The sequence below is a fragment of the Acetobacter conturbans genome, assembly GCF_011516755.1.
In the GTDB taxonomy this organism is placed as follows: Bacteria; Pseudomonadota; Alphaproteobacteria; order Acetobacterales; family Acetobacteraceae; genus Acetobacter; species Acetobacter conturbans.
Window position 1 is genome coordinate 268,332 of record NZ_WOSY01000003.1, and the last position, 16,947, is coordinate 285,278.

13 protein-coding genes and 1 riboswitch are annotated in these 16,947 nt (G+C 59.5%); of the genes, 4 read left to right on the forward strand and 9 right to left on the reverse strand.

Features of this window, described 5'->3' with window-relative positions; genetic code table 11:
• The first annotated feature begins 37 nt into the window (after positions 1 to 37).
• Positions 38 to 3,574, forward strand: a complete 3,537-nt coding sequence (gene putA, locus GOB81_RS04835) for a bifunctional proline dehydrogenase/L-glutamate gamma-semialdehyde dehydrogenase PutA (RefSeq protein ID WP_173569226.1) — start codon at positions 38 to 40, stop codon at positions 3,572 to 3,574.
• A gap of 63 nt (positions 3,575 to 3,637) precedes the next feature.
• On the opposite strand, the gene acs is transcribed toward putA, so the two are convergent.
• From acs to GOB81_RS04850, 3 genes are all read right to left on the reverse strand, one after another.
• Positions 3,638 to 5,536: an acetate--CoA ligase gene (gene acs / locus GOB81_RS04840; protein ID WP_173569227.1), complete on the reverse strand. Its 1,899-nt coding sequence runs from the start codon at positions 5,534 to 5,536 to the stop codon at positions 3,638 to 3,640.
• Positions 5,537 to 5,705: 169 nt separating this feature from the next.
• Entirely contained in the window at positions 5,706 to 6,878 is a 1,173-nt protein-coding gene (gene alr, locus GOB81_RS04845; protein WP_242010050.1) for an alanine racemase, read from the reverse strand.
• A 49-nt stretch (positions 6,879 to 6,927) separates the two neighbouring features.
• Entirely contained in the window at positions 6,928 to 7,950 is a 1,023-nt protein-coding gene (locus GOB81_RS04850) for an NAD(P)/FAD-dependent oxidoreductase (protein WP_173569228.1), read from the reverse strand.
• A gap of 393 nt (positions 7,951 to 8,343) precedes the next feature.
• Between GOB81_RS04850 and GOB81_RS04855 the strand changes: the two genes are divergently transcribed.
• Both GOB81_RS04855 and GOB81_RS04860 read left to right on the forward strand, forming a co-directional pair.
• Positions 8,344 to 8,934: a PadR family transcriptional regulator gene (locus GOB81_RS04855; RefSeq protein WP_173569229.1), complete on the forward strand. Its 591-nt coding sequence runs from the start codon at positions 8,344 to 8,346 to the stop codon at positions 8,932 to 8,934.
• 35 nt (positions 8,935 to 8,969) lie between these two features.
• Positions 8,970 to 9,587, forward strand: coding sequence for an O-methyltransferase (locus GOB81_RS04860; protein ID WP_173569230.1), 618 nt, complete (start codon positions 8,970 to 8,972; stop codon positions 9,585 to 9,587).
• A gap of 363 nt (positions 9,588 to 9,950) precedes the next feature.
• Here GOB81_RS04860 and GOB81_RS04865 read toward each other — a convergent pair whose 3' ends face one another.
• From GOB81_RS04865 to GOB81_RS04890, 6 genes are all read right to left on the reverse strand, one after another.
• On the reverse strand, positions 9,951 to 10,172 hold the full coding sequence (locus tag GOB81_RS04865) for a hypothetical protein (RefSeq protein WP_173569231.1): 222 nt from the start codon (positions 10,170 to 10,172) through the stop codon (positions 9,951 to 9,953).
• Between the two features lie 136 nt (positions 10,173 to 10,308).
• Positions 10,309 to 10,515 carry a cold-shock protein gene (locus GOB81_RS04870; RefSeq protein WP_173569232.1) on the reverse strand — a complete coding sequence of 69 codons (207 nt, stop codon included), beginning with the start codon at positions 10,513 to 10,515 and terminating at the stop codon, positions 10,309 to 10,311.
• Between the two features lie 212 nt (positions 10,516 to 10,727).
• A complete protein-coding gene (locus tag GOB81_RS04875; protein WP_173569233.1) occupies positions 10,728 to 11,675 on the reverse strand; it encodes a helix-turn-helix domain-containing protein in 948 nt (315 codons plus the stop codon).
• A 228-nt stretch (positions 11,676 to 11,903) separates the two neighbouring features.
• Positions 11,904 to 14,363, reverse strand: coding sequence for a membrane-bound PQQ-dependent dehydrogenase, glucose/quinate/shikimate family (locus GOB81_RS04880; protein WP_173569234.1), 2,460 nt, complete (start codon positions 14,361 to 14,363; stop codon positions 11,904 to 11,906).
• A 236-nt stretch (positions 14,364 to 14,599) separates the two neighbouring features.
• A complete protein-coding gene (gene crcB / locus GOB81_RS04885) occupies positions 14,600 to 15,016 on the reverse strand; it encodes a fluoride efflux transporter CrcB (protein WP_173569235.1) in 417 nt (138 codons plus the stop codon).
• Positions 15,017 to 15,049: 33 nt separating this feature from the next.
• Positions 15,050 to 15,868: a universal stress protein gene (locus GOB81_RS04890; RefSeq protein ID WP_173569236.1), complete on the reverse strand. Its 819-nt coding sequence runs from the start codon at positions 15,866 to 15,868 to the stop codon at positions 15,050 to 15,052.
• Positions 15,869 to 16,034: 166 nt separating this feature from the next.
• Positions 16,035 to 16,112: riboswitch (Fluoride riboswitch) on the reverse strand.
• A gap of 288 nt (positions 16,113 to 16,400) precedes the next feature.
• Between GOB81_RS04890 and GOB81_RS04895 the strand changes: the two genes are divergently transcribed.
• On the forward strand, positions 16,401 to 16,853 hold the full coding sequence (locus GOB81_RS04895) for a MarR family winged helix-turn-helix transcriptional regulator (protein WP_173569237.1): 453 nt from the start codon (positions 16,401 to 16,403) through the stop codon (positions 16,851 to 16,853).
• Positions 16,854 to 16,947 lie beyond the last annotated feature (94 nt).

Sequence of the window (16,947 nt, forward strand, 5' to 3'; positions counted from 1 at the left end):
GCGGAAGAGACAGTCACTCCAGAACAGGCAACCGCCAATGGTCGTTCCTTTCGCCGCCCTGCACACCGCCGTCCCGGACCGTTCCTCTCTCAGACGCGCCATCACCGATCAGACCTGGACACCGGAAACCAGTTGCATGGCGTCTCTCAGGGCAGACGCCTCCCTGTCGGCGGAAGAGGAGACGCGCACGCATGATCTCGCACGCCGTCTGGTGGAGCAGCAGCGCGCTGCCCCCACGCCGGGCCTCGTGCAGACACTCGTGCGGGAATACGATCTTTCGACGCCGGAAGGTCTCGCGTTGATGGAACTGGCCGAAGCGCTTCTGAGAATTCCTGACCCAGCCACGCAGGACGCCCTGATCCGGGACAAGCTCACGGAGCGGAACTGGCGCGGCCATATTGCACGCACGAAGACACCGCTGGTGAATCTTTCGGCTGGCGGCCTTCTGTTCGCCTCGAACCTGCTATCCCTGGCAGGCAAAAAAACAGTGACCGGCCAGCTTGCCGCGCGCTGTGCGGAACCATCACTCCGGCTCATGCTGCATCAGGCCATGCGGCTCATGGGCAACCAGTTCGTTTCTGGTGAGACCATCGAAAAAGCGCTGAAGAACGGCCAGTCCCCCAAGAATCGTCACCTCCGCTATTCCTATGACATGCTCGGGGAAGCGGCCATGACGGCTGCGGATGCGGACCGCTACTACCGGGATTACGAGCAGGCCATCCATGCTGTCGGCACAGCCGCGCGTGGAAAAGGCGTCTATAACGGAGCGGGAATTTCGGTGAAACTCTCCGCCCTGCACCCCCGCTATTCACGTGCCCAGCAGGAGCGCGTGATGACGGAACTGCTTCCCCGCCTCACGAACCTTGCTGCTCTGGCAGCACGTTATGACATCGGTTTCAATATCGATGCGGAAGAGGTCGATCGTCTCGAATTGTCTCTGGATATTCTGGAGGCCCTTGCGTTCGACCCGAAACTGAGCGGCTGGAACGGTCTTGGTTTTGTGGTGCAGGCTTACCAGAAACGGGCACCGTTCGTTCTGGACTGGGTGATCGACCTTGCACGCCGGTCCGGCCATCGGCTTATGGTCCGGCTTGTAAAAGGGGCTTACTGGGACACTGAAATCAAGAGAGCGCAGGTTGATGGCATGCCGGAGTTTCCGGTTTACACCGTCAAGACCAACACGGACATCGCCTATCTCGCCTGCGCACGGAAGATGCTTGCCGCACGCGACGCGCTTTTTCCGCAGTTCGCAACGCATAATGCCCGCACGCTGGCCAGTGTCTACACGCTGGCCGGACCGGACTCTTCCGATAATTCCTACGAATTCCAGTGCCTGCACGGCATGGGCGAAGCGCTCGCCGCTCAGGTCACGGCTCTCGGTCGTCCCATGCGCGTCTATGCGCCTGTCGGCACCCATGAAACGCTGCTCGCCTATCTGGTCCGCCGTCTGCTCGAAAATGGAGCGAATTCGTCCTTTGTCAATCAGATTCAGGACAAAAACATTCCCGTAACATCTCTCATCGCCGATCCTCTGACGCTGACCGCGCCGGAAAGCACTGCGGCGCATGTAATCCGGCCGGAAGCGCTGTTCGCGCCTTCACGGGAGAACTCCGCCGGGCTGCCTTTGTGGGACGAGAATGCTCTCCGCAAACTTTCTGATGATATCGGTAGCCTTCAGCCATCGACAGGATCGGGCAATCATGGGGTCCTGAACCCGGCAGATCACCGCGATGTCGTCGGGCACATCGATTTCGCCACCGACGACCAGATCAACGATGCCATCGGCAAGTCCGTCACGGCTTTTGGCGCATGGGGGAACCTGTCGCCGGACCAGCGTTCTGAAAACCTCTTTCGCGCTGGCGATCTTCTGGAACAGAAGCATCCTCTGCTCATTGATCTTCTCGTGCGCGAAGCCGGAAAAAGTGTCCCCAATGCCGTGGGCGAACTACGGGAGGCTGTCGATTTCCTGCGCTATTACGCCGCGCAGATCCGTGACGGTTTCGACAACACGACGCATCCGCCGCTGGGGCCGGTCGTCTGCATCAGCCCGTGGAACTTTCCTCTCGCAATCTTCCTCGGACAGGTTTCGGCGGCACTCGCTGCCGGCAACACAGTCCTCGCGAAACCTGCGGAGCAGACACCTCTCGTCGCCTCCGCAGCAATCGACATCCTGCACGAGGCGGGCGTTCCAGCCGATGCCCTGCAACTCGTTATCGGTGATGGCCATGCTGGCGCACGGCTGGTGGCCGACCCACGTGTGCAGACCGTGGTCTTTACCGGCTCCACTGCCGTCGCCCGCGCCATCCGCGATCAGCTTTCCGGGCGTCTGACGAGCCACGGCACGCCCGTCCCACTCATCGCCGAAACCGGTGGCCAGAACGGCATGATGGTCGACAGTTCGGCGCTTGCCGAACAGGTTGTCGGCGATATCGTGGCGTCCGCTTTCGACAGTGCCGGGCAGCGTTGCAGTGCGCTGCGCGTCCTGTGCGTGCAGGAAGAATGTGCCGACCGGATTGTGACAATGCTGCGCGGTGCGATGCAGGAACTGCGCACGGCGTCTCCGGATATGCTCAAAACGGATGTCGGGCCGGTCATCGACGCCGAAGCAAAGGCCGGGATCGAAGCCCATATCGCGCGCATGCGGTCACAAGGCTTCAATGTTTTCCAGTCAGAGCTGGATGAAAGCTGTGCGCAGGGAACCTTCGTTCCGCCAACCCTGATCGAAATCGACGCGATCCGCACACTGAAAAACGAGGTTTTCGGTCCTGTGCTCCATGTCATGCGCTATGCCCGCGCCGACCGGCAGCGCGTGATCGAGGAACTGAACGCCACGGGCTACGCGCTGACATTCGGCATCCACACGCGCATCGAAGGTGAGGCCACAGACACTGCAAAACAGTCTCATGCTGGTAATATCTACATCAATCGCAACATTGTCGGGGCGGTCGTCGGCAGCCAGCCTTTTGGCGGCCATGGTCTTTCCGGAACAGGCCCCAAGGCAGGCGGCCCGCTTTATCTCCGCCGTTTCCTTGCTGCCTGCCCGCCGGACGCAAACTGGCAGCCCGTCGATCTCTCGCCTGAAAGTCGCCTGTTCCGTTCATGGCAAAATCTCTCCGGCACGCCGCCTTTGCTGCCAGAGATGATCCAGATCCTTCCGGGACCGACCGGGGAAAAGAACGTCTATGAACTCTCGCCTCGCGGCCTTGTCCTGTGCACCGGACCTGACAAGGAAAGCCTTGTCCGACAGATCGATGCGGCCCTCGCTGTGGGAAATCGCGTCACCGTGCCGGTCGAACTTGCGGAAATGCTTGGCGAACTCCCGCATCTTCTGCGCGGGGCTGTCAGTGTCGCGGGCAGCACGACGAAGCCGGACGTTGCTCTGTGCGCAGCCATCCCCGACACACTGCGAAAACTTCAGGCTTATCTGAAAGAGGTTTCCGGAGCCGTCATCTCGGTCATCACCCCCGCTCCGGATGGGCGCTACCCGCTGGAATGGCTGGTGCAGGAGCGTTCCGTCAGCACGAACACCACGGCTTCGGGTGGCAATGTCGCCCTGATGAGCCAGCCAGCCTGAACCTCATCGTGCCTGTCGGGGAGCCGGTTTAGCCTCCGACAGGCACGATGTTTTTACTTCTGTTCAGTTCCTGCCGATCACCGCGATGAGATCAGCCACGATGGCCGGATTGGCGAGGGTGGAGAGATCTCCGAACCCTTCCGTCTCACCGCACGCGATCTTGCGCAGCAGGCGACGCACGCTTTTCCCCGACCGTGTTTTGGGAATGTCGGGAACAAGATAGACCCGTTCCGGCACTGCATAACGCCCGACTTTTGCGGCGATGGTTTTGATGACAGCGTCTTTCAGCGCCGCAAGCTGCGTGTCGCTCAGGCCATGATGCGGCACGACATAGACGATCAGCCCCTGCCCCTTCAGGTCGTGCGGGATGCCGATTGCGGCACTTTCCGAAATGTCGTGGATTTCCGAAAGAGCATCCTCGATCTCCGCCGAACCGATGCGATGACCGGACACGTTGATCACGTCATCGACGCGGCCTGTGATCCAGTAATACCCATCCGCATCGCGCCGTGCGCCGTCGCCGGTGAAATAATGACCCGGATAGGGCTTGAGATAGGTCGTCTGGAAAAGAGCGTCGTCCTTCCAGATGCTAAGCGCCCGCCCGGGCCATGAACCGTCAATGCAGAGGATACCCTCAACGGCACCATCGAGCGGCTGCCCCTTCTCATCCAGCAACACCGGATTGACGCCGGGCAGCGGCAGTGTCGCGGACGCGGGACGGGGCGCAACGGCGCCGGGAACCAGCGAGATCATCGCGCCGCCGGTTTCCGTCTGCCACCATGTGTCGACCAGCGCGCAGCGACCGCCACCGATCACGTCATGGAACCACGTCCATGCCTCGTGATTGATCGGCTCACCCACCGATCCGAGAACCCGCAGGCTGGACAGGTTGTAACGACCCGGAATCTCGTCACCCTCACTCATCAGGGCCCGAACGGCTGTTGGCGAGGTGTAGAAAGTGGTGACCTTGTGACTCTGGATGACATCCCACCAGCGACCAGGCGCGGGGTGGGAGGGCATGCCCTCGAACAAAAGCAGCGTGCCGCCGTTGGCGAGCGGCCCATAGGCCACATAGGTATGGCCGGTAATCCAGCCAATGTCGGCGGTGCACCAGAAGACATCACCCTGCTGGTGATCGAAGATCAGTTCGTGCGTGAAGGAGGCCCATGTCAGATAGCCACCCGTCCCATGCACGATGCCTTTCGGCTTGCCGGTGCTGCCTGACGTGTAAAGGAGAAACAGCGGATCGGTCGCCTTCATGACTTCCGGCTCGCATTCTGTCGAGGCCGCAGCGAGAAGCGGTGTGAGAAGCGCATCGCGCCCCTCCTGCAACGGCACTTCGTCCCATGTCACCTCGACCACCAAAACACGGCGCACGGCCAGTGCCTCCGGGCGCAGGCCGAGAGCGGTGTCCATTGTCGTCTTGAACGGAATCCGTTTCGCGCCGCGACGCCCCACATTGGCGGTGATCACGAGGACCGCGCCGCTGTCGGCCAGACGATCGGCGATGGCCTCGGCGGAGAACCCCCCGAACAGCACCACATGCATCGCGCCGATGCGGGCGCAGGCCAGCATGGCGATGACACCTTCGACAACACCCGGCAGATGGATGGCCACCCGATCCCCGCGCTTCACGCCGCTATCGCGCAGCACGTTCCCCATGGCGCAGACGCGGGCATGCAGTTCCCGGTAGGTCAGGCGGAGGACGCTGCCCGTATCCTCTCCCTGCCAGATGAGGGCGGTATGATCGCCCCGTGTCTCAAGGTGACGATCGAGACAGTTGACGCTCACATTCAGGGTGCCGTCGGCGAACCAGCCGGAGCCGGTGTCCATGGCTGAGGTTGGTGCGTTCATCCATTGCAGGCGGCGGCTTTCCCTGAGCCAGAAGGCTTCCGGGTCCTGTCGGGCGGCGTCAATCAAACACTTGTATGTTTCAGGAGTCAGGCGGGGCGAAAGCAACATGATGCAGGTTTCTCTGTCAGGGATGTTTTTCTGTTAGCAATGAAGGACCGCCGCACGCTCTACAGTGGCGGCTTATTCCCCGACTGCACAAGTAAAATTGCCTCCAGCGGTCCAACCACTGGAAAAATTGGGATTTTTATGATGCGAGCGATCAATGGTCCCATCTGTTCTACTCCGATGTGTAGATGCGATGATACCGGCCGCCCAGATCGGTCAGCAATTCATAGCCTATAGTGCCTGCCGCAGAAGCGACTTCATCAAGCGGATTGTGCGGCCCGATCAGGTCGATCAGATCACCCGCCGAGACCGTGTCGTCACCCAGATCCGTCACGTCGATGGCCAGTGAGTCCATCGACACACGACCGATGACCGGCAGCGGTCTGTCGGACCGACGCGGCAGGATCGCCGTGCCACGATTCGAGACACTGCGCAGGAAACCGTCGCCGTATCCAATCCCCAGCAGGGCGATCCGACTTTCCCGTGGGGCGATGAAATAACCGCCATAGCCGACCGCCTGCCCTTTCGGCACTGTCCGCGTCTGGATGACGCGCGCCTGAAGGCGGACCACCGATCGCACCGGACTGGGCCTACCGGGTGTCGGATTGACCCCGTAGAGCGCGGCGCCGGGCCGGACGAGATCGAAATGCCAGTCGGGACCGAGAAAGATCCCTGAAGAGGCCGCGAGACTGCGTTTTGCGGCAGGCAGAAGCGCGCTCAGGCGGCGGAATTCTGCAAGCTGGCTGTGATTGCTGGCGACCTCCGGCGTGTCGGCGCAGGCCAGATGACTCATCACGAGAACAGTGCTGATCCCGTCCAGCAGGCTCGGGTCGGCAGTGAGTTTTTCCACTTCCATCGCCGTCATGCCGAAACGGGCCATGCCGGAATCGACCTGCAGGACGGCGGCAAGCGGATGCCCGAGCGCTTTTGCCAGAGCACGCCATTCGGCGATCTGCTCCATGCTGTTCAGAACGGGCGTCAGCCCGGCCTCATGGAAATCTCGGGCGGTTCCCGGCGGAGGGCCGTGCAGGACGAAGACGGATGAGGCGTCATCGCGGATGGCAGGGCGAATGGCCAGACCTTCCGCGAGATGAGCCACGAAGAAATCCCGGCATCCGGCGCGCTCCAGCACCGGCGCGACAAGGGAGGCTCCCAGCCCATAAGCATCGGCCTTGATGGCGGCCGCGCATACCGCCGCATGGCTTTCGCCATCCGCCTGCCGGACGATCTGCGTCAGAAGGCGGTAATTCGCGGCGATGGCCCCGAGATTGATCGTCAGGACCCCACCGGCCCACTGCGCCGCCACATCCATCGCCATCAGTCCCCCTCCCTGCTGTCCATCCATGCTTTTCAGAGAAGCAGAGTAGCTTCCTTTGAGCCTTACGTCAGCGCCTTCATTCCGAACCCGGAACGCCTTTGCTGGTGGAATACTCGAAATGCAGAGCCTGATGAGGGTTCACGATGGGGTAGATGGCATGGGCCGCCATCGCTCCCTCACTGAATCCTTGCAGGATGAGCTTCAGCTTTCCGGGGTAGGACGCGATATCGCCGATTGCGAAGATGCCCGGCAGCGAGGTCTGGCATGTCGAAGGCACGACAGGGATGGTGGAGCGGTTCTGGTCGATACCCCACTGCGCGATCGGCCCCAGATCGGTCGCCAGCCCGAAGAAAGCCAGCAGATGTTCGGCTTCCAGCAGCCGCGTCTCGCCCGTCAGCGTGGCCACTTCCACACCCGCGAGCCGGGAACCATCTCCCTGCAAGCCCTTGAGCTGATAGGGCGTGATCTTCTCGACCACACCCCGTGCAATCGCCTCTTCAAGCTGACTCAGGCTTTCGGGAGCCGCACGGAACTTGTCGCGCCGGTGAACAAGATAGATCTTCTTCGCGATCCGCGAGAGAGACAGCGCCCAGTCGATGGCGGAGTCCCCGCCGCCCGCGATGACGAGGCTTTTATCCGCGAACTCAGCCTTACGGCGCACGCTGTAACGGACCGCACCCGAAGTCTCATAGGTTGTGAGATCCTCAAGCGGCGGGCGGTTCGGCCCGAAAGCGCCGGCACCAGCCGCGATGATCACCGCCTTCGTCCGCAGCGTGTCACCCTTGTCCGTAGTCAGATGGAAATCCCCGGAGGCGCCGCTCAGTCCTTCGATCCGCCTTCCCAGCAGCCGTTCGACGCCGAACGGCTCGATCTGCTCGGCCAGTCTCTCGATAAGCTGGGCTCCCTCGATCGCCGGGCAGGCGGGGATGTCGTAGATGGGCTTCTCAGGATAGAGCGCCACACACTGGCCGCCTATTTCGTCCAGAGCATCGACCAGCACGCAGCCGATCTTGAGCATACTGCACTGAAAAGCGGCGAACAGTCCTGCCGGACCTGCTCCTATGATGACGACATCCGTGCTGATCGTGGCACCCGACATGATGAGAGCGACCCTCCTGAACCGTGAGCATTTACCATTGTCCTTGTGCGTCATGAGGATGGCGGAGGCAATCTCTGGAGGCTGGAAGCCGGTCATTCGGCCCGGAAAGTGTCTGCCGGACAATGAAGTGGAACGGTTTTTGCGGGCATTACGTCGGTAGAGAATCCGACCTGGAAATCTCTTTATTGCCGAAATGAAGATGCCGGAACGCAATCCGAAAAGCCTCCGGGGCTGGCGAACCCACAGGTCCTGTCGCTCCTGTTTTTCGCTTTACATCAAGGAAAGCTTCGACATTCCAGCCAGCGAACAGGGCGCTTGCCTGCCAGTGAGGATTTTTAAAAATATATTCCGATATATCTTGACGTAAGATATATCGAGATTTATATCGGAATCATGAAACACAGAAACAGACACGCAGGCGGTCGAGACCGCCACGCTTTCTCTCCTGAAGGCGCCGATGCCTCCTCCCGTCCGGGCCGTCATCACGGCCACGGTCGGGGCAGCGGCGGCGGACGCCGGGGAAGCCACAACAGGCTGTTCGATTATGGTGAAATCCGCCTTCTCGTCCTCAGCCTGCTCGCTGACAAACCGACCTGCGGCTACGAACTGATCCGAAGCATCGAAGAGAAATTCGGCGGCAACTACACGCCAAGCCCGGGTGTGATCTATCCGACGCTGACGTGGCTGGATGAGGCACGCTATGTGCGTAACGTCGAAGAGGACGGTCGGAAGAATTATCATCTCACCCCGGAAGGCGAGGCTTTCCTCGCGGCGAACCGGGATGCCCTTGCCGGGATTGCCTCGCGCACGGCGACAACGGGTCCGGGCGACCGAAAGAACATTCCCGTTCCGGTTATGCTCGCCATGAAAAACTTTCGCACCGCTCTCCGACTTCAGCTGAGCGACGGTGGGCTCGATACTGCAGCCGAAGAGAAGGTTGCGGCGTTACTTGATGAGGCGGCCCGCACCATCGGGCAGGCCTGAGCGCAGCCCGCGATCAGCAGAGAGGGAGCAAGACCATGGATGACAGACTTTCAGCCGTTCTCGATCTCTACCACACGCGCATGCAGGAAGAACGCAGCCAGCCCCGGCAGGAACCCGCGGGCGGGCGGGATGGCGGCCTCGACCAGCGCATGCGCGCCATCGGGCCGGACACAGGACGATTACTGAACATCCTCGCCCGCAGCCTCAACAAACCCACGATCCTCGAACTCGGCACGTCCTTTGGCTATTCCGGCCTCTGGCTGGGCGAAGCGGCCCGCGCCTCCGGCGGCAAGCTGATCACCATGGAACTCCATGACTACAAATCCGCCTATGCCCGCAAGATGGCGGAGCAGGCAGGTCTGGACGAATGGATCGACTTCCGTGTGGGGGATGCGGTGCAGATGATCGGGGGCCTCCCCGGGAAAGTCGATTTCGTCTTCGTTGACCTGTGGAAAGATCTCTATGTGCCGTGTCTCGAGGCGTTCTATCCGCGCCTCAATCAGGGTGCGATCATCGTGGCCGACAACATGATCCGGCCCGGAACGGAAGATGTGCAGCGATACGGTCGTGCCATCCGCAGCCTTTCCGGCATCTCAAGCGTTCTTTTGCCGGTTGGAACAGGGATCGAAGTCAGTCGTTTCGGTCAGGACTGACCGTCGGCCTGACTTCCGGCCATTGAACAAAACACTCTTGCGGGCGTAACAGATCAAACTCCGTAGTCCTGCACTCACAGGATTAACCAACCGGCATGGACGCCACTGTGCAGTCATGCCGGTTTTTCTGTTCTCAGCACGCCTGCACGCAGCATCAGAAAATACGGGATATTATCAAAAAACCATTATTGATACTTGAAATACAGTCATCGGACTGTTTCTGTCGGGATACATGTTTCAGCGACGAGAGGGTGATCAACCAGCACAAGGACGCTCTGTTGCGATCTCGACGTCCCAATTGGCTTCCTGAAAATCGGCTGCGGACCATCCATCTTTTAATCTGCCCAATATAACCAGAGCATTTCAAAGACCGTGAAGCGATGGGGCTCCGTAATCCGACAGGTGAAGCACCGGCGAGAGACCCCCGAACATGCTCGTCTCGCTCATGGCCGGAACGGGCTGCCGCCCGAATGAGATTTCTGTCATGCCCCCCGGAGGCTGAACAGCATGCCTGAGCGTGATATCGACAGCGGATGTCGTTGGGTAATGTTCAAGATTTTTCGTTGCGAGCCCGATTGCCTTCATGAGGAATCACAGGATAGCTTCATGCCCGACGTGAACGGGCTCAGACTCAGGAAGCGCACCAGACAGAAGCACTCTCCATACGAAAAAAGCCGCCCCAAAGGGCGGCTTCCAATCGGCATCGCTGCTTAAGTTAGCTTTACGCTATCTTAAGATTGACTGCCGACTTCTTGCCGTTGCGACCTGCTTCGACTTCGTATGAAACGCGCTGCCCTTCGTTAAGAGAGGCAATGCCTGCGCGCTCAAGAGCGGTCACATGCACGAACATATCTGCAGTTCCGTCCTCAGGCTGGATGAAACCAAAACCCTTGGTCGAATTGAACCATTTTACGGTGCCTGTTGACATAACGAGGCTCCTTTATATTAACTAGAGTGGTGCATACAGAACACGTACGCAATCGTAACTTCCACGGGACAAACCGACGCAACGTACGTCTGCCATCCTCATAAGAGCATCCACCGGATGCGCATCTGCTCACAGATTCACTCAGAAATCAAATTACAAAGATCACATATTTTAATCAATGACCGACCAAACAACCATTTATTTCGAAATCTCTATTTCATACCAATAGATTTCATCTTTCTGTAGAGCGTTGCGCGGCTGATCCCAAGATTGCGTGCAGCCGCGCTGGCATTGCCTTGAGACAACGCCAGTCCAGCCCGGATGACACCCGCCTCCGCCTGCCGAAAGCTGATTTCATTGTGATTTTCCATTTCATTGCGGAAACAGGGACGCTGCTCGATCATCTCGTCCGTCCATCCTGTCAGCCTCCGGGAGGCATAGGTCGCTCCGGTGACTTCCCCCACGTCATTTATGGCGACCAGAGGCGCGGAGCAGCCACCTTCCATGCCGAGACTCAGAATTTTTTCGCCCTCGTGATAGTCCCGGAAAAGTTGTTCTTCGATCCGGCGCCCTGATTGCATGAGAATTTCAAGTAACAGACCGGCAACGGGACGCGTGGTATTCCCCGAGAGGGCCGCGAGATTCAATGCCCCCGCGACGCGCCCGTACGGATCAAAGATCGGGACCGCATAGCTGGCCAGAAGCGCGAAGCAGAAGCGCCAGTGTTCCCCCTGCCCCAGAACGATGGGACAACATTCCTCGACGGATGTGCCGATACCGTTTGTTCCGGCGACTTTCTCAGTCCAGATCGCCCCTTTTCTTAACTCCAGCCGACGACTGACCGACTGGTGGGTCTCGTCAAGACAGCGCGCAAGGATCATGGCGTCAGGATCGGCCAGAAGCACCATCATGTTCAAACCCTGCACGAGCGCGAACAGGCGGCGCATTTCGGGAAGGCCCGCTTTCAGCAGGAACGCTGAACGTCCGCTGACATGCCGGAATTCGGCGCCCGAGAGAACATCCGGCCTCCATGACTGCGCCGGATCAAGCTGATAAAACCGCGCGCAGCGTTGCCAGGATTTTGCAATCTCACCGGGAATATCTCTCCCTGCCGGGGGACCATAACAAGCCTCTGCACTCCTGGCACAATCCGACTTCATTTGCGTTCACTGCTTTATGGTTATGCCCCATCCATATGCGGCACGACCGGCTTGTATAGCATTCCGATCCCGAGAAAACGTATGTTTTTGCTTTCAGGAACGATTACAATAATACACTGATATAAAATACTTTTTCTAACGTCCCGCGAACCATCCCTGCGAGGGATGTGCATTCCGGGAAGAAAGGGGGTGTCCGGCTGAAACCGGACACCCGAGGCACGTCAGGGATTACTGCCCGGACGCGGCCCCCTGCTCGCCATCAAGCGTGTAGGCGATGATGTAATCACCGCTGCGCGTGCCCAGCCCACCATGACCACCGGCGGCGATCAGCACATACTGCTTGCCACCAACCTCATAGGACATGGGAGTGGCCTGACCACCCGCGGGGAGGCGGTCCTGCCAAAGTGTTTTACCTGTCGCAAGGTCAAAGGCCCGCAGATAGTCATCTGCCGTTGCCCCCATGAAGACAACGCCGCCCTTGGTCACGATGCTGCCGCCAATGTTATACATGCCCGTCGGCAACGGCAGGTTATTGTGCGTCCGGAACGGCCCCGTATCGCGCGTCGTTCCCACCGGATGCTGCCACACGATCTTTTTCGTCACCAGATCGATGGCGGTCAGCGTGCCCCACACCGGTCCCTTGCAGGGGATCTGCAGCGGATTCAGCCAGGGAGACGTGTAGGCAATGTAAGGCGTGCCATAATCAGGTGATACGGCAAGCGCGTTCCCTTTCGCGGCGGGCTCATCACCCGTTCCGTTCCATTTCGGCAGGATACCGGTCTTTTCCAGACCCTGACGTTTTTCAAGCCTGATGCGGAACGGCAGATAGCTTGCATTGGCCAGCATGATCTTGCGCTCGGGATCGATGGTGACCCCCTGCCAGTCCACCACACCATAGAAAGCGGGATAGACGATCGTGGTCTGCCCCACATGCGGCGGCGTGAACTGCCCCTCGTAAGCCGACTGCCTGTACTGGATGCGGCAGATCATCTGATCCAGCAGCGTCGCGCCCCACATGTCCTTTTCCTTCAGGTCAGGAGGCGTCAGGCTGGGCATGGCGGCGGGGTAAGGCTGGGTCGGAGATACCCGATCATCCGAAGCGGCTCCTGCCGTCGGAACACGTCGTTCCTCCACGGCATAACCCGGAATCGGCAGCCCGGTGCGGCGATCGAGAACGAAGAATTCGCCGCGCTTCGTGCTTTGCACCAGCGCCGGGATCATCTCCCCACCCGCACCCGGCAGTTCGACCATGGACGGCCCGGACGGAAGATCCATGTCCCACAGATCGTGATGCACGGTCTGATAGGTCCAGCGTCGTTCGCCCGTCACGATATCCAGAGCAACGGTGGCGGACGATGTCGCATCGTCAAACGGACGGCGTGAACCACCCCAGTTGTCCGGCGGTGCGTTGCCGGTGGGGATATAGACCATGCCCAGATCGAGGTCTGCGGTGTAGACCCCCCACGCATTGGGCGTGTCACGGGTGAGCATGTCGCCCGGACCCGGCTTCCACGTTTCGGGAGAATGACCGGCATCCCATGCCCATGCGATTTCACCGGTTGTTGCGTCAAAGGCGCGAATGGCGCCCGAAGGTTCGAAATTGGCCTGATTATCAAACACCCAGCCGCCCGTGATCAGACGGTTTTTGGCCACCAGCGGCGGAGAGGTGATGAAGTGGAAGCCATGCGGCACATGGCCAAGATAGGAACGCATGGAGATAAAGCCGTGATCGCCAAAATCGTCGCACGGCTTTCCGGTTTCCGCATCCAGCGCCACCATGCGCACGTCGGCAACAGGCGAGTAGATGCGCGTCCGGCAGCTCGTCTGGATCTCGTCGGGGATACGGTAATAACTCACGCCACGGCAGGCGAGATAGACGTTCTTGTCCAGATCCGCCATGGCCGGATGAGGATCGAATTTCCATTTGACCTTGCCGGTCGCGGCATCCAGCGCCACCACCCAACTGTGCGGGGTGCACATGTAAAGCGTGTTGCCCACCTTCAGCGGCGTGACTTCCAGATTGAACTCATGTCCCTGATCGGGACCCGCAACCGTGCCTTCGCCCGCCTGCTGGACATCGCCAGTCCGCGTGACCCAGGCCCGCTTGAGATGGCTGATATTCGCACGGGAAATCTGACCCAGTGGGGAATAACGGTCACCGCCGACCGTACGGCCATAGGCCTGCCAGTCGGCATCCGCTACGTCCTTTGCGGCCGGATCTGACTGACCTTCTGCGGCCATGCGGTCATCCGGCACCGTGCCGTTGATGGAATAGGATGTGAAGCAGCTGACGAACAGCACAAGGCAGGCGGCACCAACCGCGCCGGGCAGTACACTCTTGTCGGCCAGCCAGCTGTTCGTGGAGCGCCAGACCCATGGCAACAGCATCCATATGCCGAAACCCACTGGCAGCAGCAGCCGCACTTCAAGATTCCAGATATTGAAACCAGATTCCGCCAGCCCCCATATGGTGGTCGCCACAAGAAAGGCGGCATAGAGCCGGATGGCCAGTTTCGGCGCCTTGAAGCCGCAGAACGCGACCACCAGCATGAGGGCGCCTGCGAGAGCATAAAACCATGAGCCACCCAGCAGCATAAGCCAGGCACCTCCAAAAAAAAGAAAAAGCCCCGCCACAGCCAGTAAAACTGAGGTTATGGTGGAAAATAACCTGTGTTGACCCGCTCGCATCCCTGCGTTCTTTCTGAAGTTTTCATGAGACCGCAGCAGATGACATTACGGAATTGATGTCTTCCTGCGGCCAGCCTGCCTGCACAGCATACGGACCGCACGCCGCGCCAGAGGTCTCGCGATCAACTTCACGGATGTGTGATTGAAAAACAGCTGACTGTTTCACCCATGAGACAGGTGGCGCCCCCATGGACGGACAAGAGCAGCGGATGCACGCCGCCACTCTTCACCGGAACTCACATTCCCTCGCCAGGCGGGGTGGGATTGAGGGCCAGTGCCGCGACATAACCAAGCCACACCGTGATCATGCAGAGCGCAACGGAAAGACCGATATTCAGCGCTGCCCGACCGGGCGTGCCGTTACGCAGCAGATCGAGCGTCTGGAGACTGAAAGACGAAAAAGTCGTATACCCGCCACAGAGACCGACCATGAAAACAAGGCGACTGGTATCGGACACCTGCCAGCGCCCTCCGACGGCGGTGATGCCAGCCAAAAACGCAATGGCGAAAGAGCCTGTCGCATTGATCATGATCGTGCCCCAGGGCAGCGACTGACTCCAGCGCGCGGTCGCCAGTCCAATCCAGTAGCGCAGAAGCGTGCCGCTTGCGCCGCCGAGCGCGATCAGAAAAGTCGGCATAATATTTGCAAACATAAGCGGGTCTGTCTCCAGTCTGCTGGCGGTGCGTCAGTGATGCGTCAAAAGAGGCAGCGTCGCATGGGTCAGAAGGTCCTGCGTCGGGCCTCCGAAAAGCCATTCAAGAAAATGCGCGTGGCTATAAGCACCCATCACAAGCAGATCGCCTCCCGAAGCCAGAGCATGTTTCCTGATGTCCTCCCCCACATTCGGGGACGTAATGACAAACCGCTCCACGGAAACGGCCACACCCTGTGCACGAAGGTCGCTGACCAGAAGCGGATCAGCGACCTCCCCGGCACGTCGTTCACCGATGATCACCGTTACCGTCCTCGCTTTTTCCAGAAGTGGCCGGGCGGCGGCAAGGGCCCGCTCCAGATTCTCCGCAGGATGCCAGGCGATAATGGGATGGCTGCCCACGGTGTCATGATGCTGAAGCGGCGCCACTACAACGGTCGCGCGCGCGTCATACAATGCTCCGGCAAATGCCTGACTGACATACGCAGGATCATCCGCACGGGGACGGCTGAGAACGACCATGTCAGCACTGGCAGCTTCGCGGGCCACGATCCTGCGAACATCCCCGGCAATTTCAATCCAGTGAGAAGTGCCCACCAAGCCCGCGTCCTGTGTCCAGTGCTGAAAAATACGACGGAGACTCTCCGCCCGTGCGGACACGGCCTGCGCGAAACGCTTGCGCTCCCCGTCACTTGGCATCCCTTCATCCGGCGACTGAAAAGCCGGATCCTCGGCCAGTTGCGGGTGAAGGCCCCGAATATCCGTACACCCCAGCCTTCTGGCCAGTTCTGCCGTTGTCTCAAGAGTGAACGAGGCGGTCTCGGGACGATCAAGAATGGCGAGAATATACATGACGATGCTCCTGCCGACATGTGAAGGTTAATCGCGCTGAGGAATAACGAGACATGAGGCACAAAGTCATGCGAGGCGCAGGAACGCCGCCACCGTCTGTTCCACGGGATTCTCTGATCCAGAAATGAAGCATGCTCTATACGGATTCCTCCCTCGGCTGCCATTTGGCGAGGTAGGAATCATCAGCCTTTACGGCGGTTCGGTCTCCCAGGGAGATCAGGCAGAGTCCATTGCCTCAGACATCATGCAGGCACCGCCGTGCAGGGGTCAAGTTTCTGATGAGGATACGCCACAGAAGGTCGGGTGAGTGGCGGAAACTACCTTCCCCTACCCGTCCGGGAGGACTGCACCGTTTAAACCCTTTGAAGGACTCTTCACCAGCAATGGAAATTCTGATGCACGATCCACGTTATCGAGTTCCACTCCTGCCCTCCATGAAAGCGGCAGGAGGCTTGCAGTAACAAGCAGATCAGACCACATTTCGGGCGAACAAACCCCACCTCCCCGCCTTTTCCGCAGGTACACCGCCGAAATGTCCGACGCCGCCAAAGATGCCCAACTGAATTACGATCTGGAACAGCAGATAGGTTACCTTCTCCGACGCGCCTATCAGCGCCACACGTCTATTTTCCAGAAAGAAATATCAGACGAGCACCTGACATCGGTGCAGTTCGCGGTGATGGTGACGGTCCAGAAGCTGGGTTCGGCTCCTCTGGTCCAGATCAGTCATGAGACGGCCATCGACCATGCGACATTACGGGATATCGTTTCCCGCCTGAAGAAACGGGATCTGATCAAGGTCATTCAGGACAGCGCCGACCGGCGGCAAAAGCTTGTGTCGATCACATCGGCCGGAAAAACGTTACTCGAAGTGGCCATTCCCGCAGCCCGGGATATTACGGAAGAAACGCTTTCTCCCCTCACACCCTGCGAGCGTCTTGCCGCGCTCGAGGTTCTCAAAAAGCTTGCCGTTTCATCGGACTAAGATGCAGCGCGGCGACATGCGGACTGGCTTTGTCGCGGATTTACAAGATGAATCCCTGTTCGTCTTTTGTGCGACAACACCTCACCCACATGAG

Coding starts and splice junctions, on each gene's coding strand:
- putA (WP_173569226.1), top strand. CDS start 38: ATGGTCGTTCCTTTCGCCGCCCTGCACACCGCCGTCCCGGACCGTTCC.
- acs (WP_173569227.1), bottom strand. CDS start 5,536: ATGTTGCTTTCGCCCCGCCTGACTCCTGAAACATACAAGTGTTTGATT.
- alr (WP_242010050.1), bottom strand. CDS start 6,878: ATGGATGGACAGCAGGGAGGGGGACTGATGGCGATGGATGTGGCGGCG.
- GOB81_RS04850 (WP_173569228.1), bottom strand. CDS start 7,950: ATGTCGGGTGCCACGATCAGCACGGATGTCGTCATCATAGGAGCAGGT.
- GOB81_RS04855 (WP_173569229.1), top strand. CDS start 8,344: ATGAAACACAGAAACAGACACGCAGGCGGTCGAGACCGCCACGCTTTC.
- GOB81_RS04860 (WP_173569230.1), top strand. CDS start 8,970: ATGGATGACAGACTTTCAGCCGTTCTCGATCTCTACCACACGCGCATG.
- GOB81_RS04865 (WP_173569231.1), bottom strand. CDS start 10,172: ATGAAGGCAATCGGGCTCGCAACGAAAAATCTTGAACATTACCCAACG.
- GOB81_RS04870 (WP_173569232.1), bottom strand. CDS start 10,515: ATGTCAACAGGCACCGTAAAATGGTTCAATTCGACCAAGGGTTTTGGT.
- GOB81_RS04875 (WP_173569233.1), bottom strand. CDS start 11,675: ATGAAGTCGGATTGTGCCAGGAGTGCAGAGGCTTGTTATGGTCCCCCG.
- GOB81_RS04880 (WP_173569234.1), bottom strand. CDS start 14,363: ATGCGAGCGGGTCAACACAGGTTATTTTCCACCATAACCTCAGTTTTA.
- crcB (WP_173569235.1), bottom strand. CDS start 15,016: ATGTTTGCAAATATTATGCCGACTTTTCTGATCGCGCTCGGCGGCGCA.
- GOB81_RS04890 (WP_173569236.1), bottom strand. CDS start 15,868: ATGTATATTCTCGCCATTCTTGATCGTCCCGAGACCGCCTCGTTCACT.
- GOB81_RS04895 (WP_173569237.1), top strand. CDS start 16,401: ATGTCCGACGCCGCCAAAGATGCCCAACTGAATTACGATCTGGAACAG.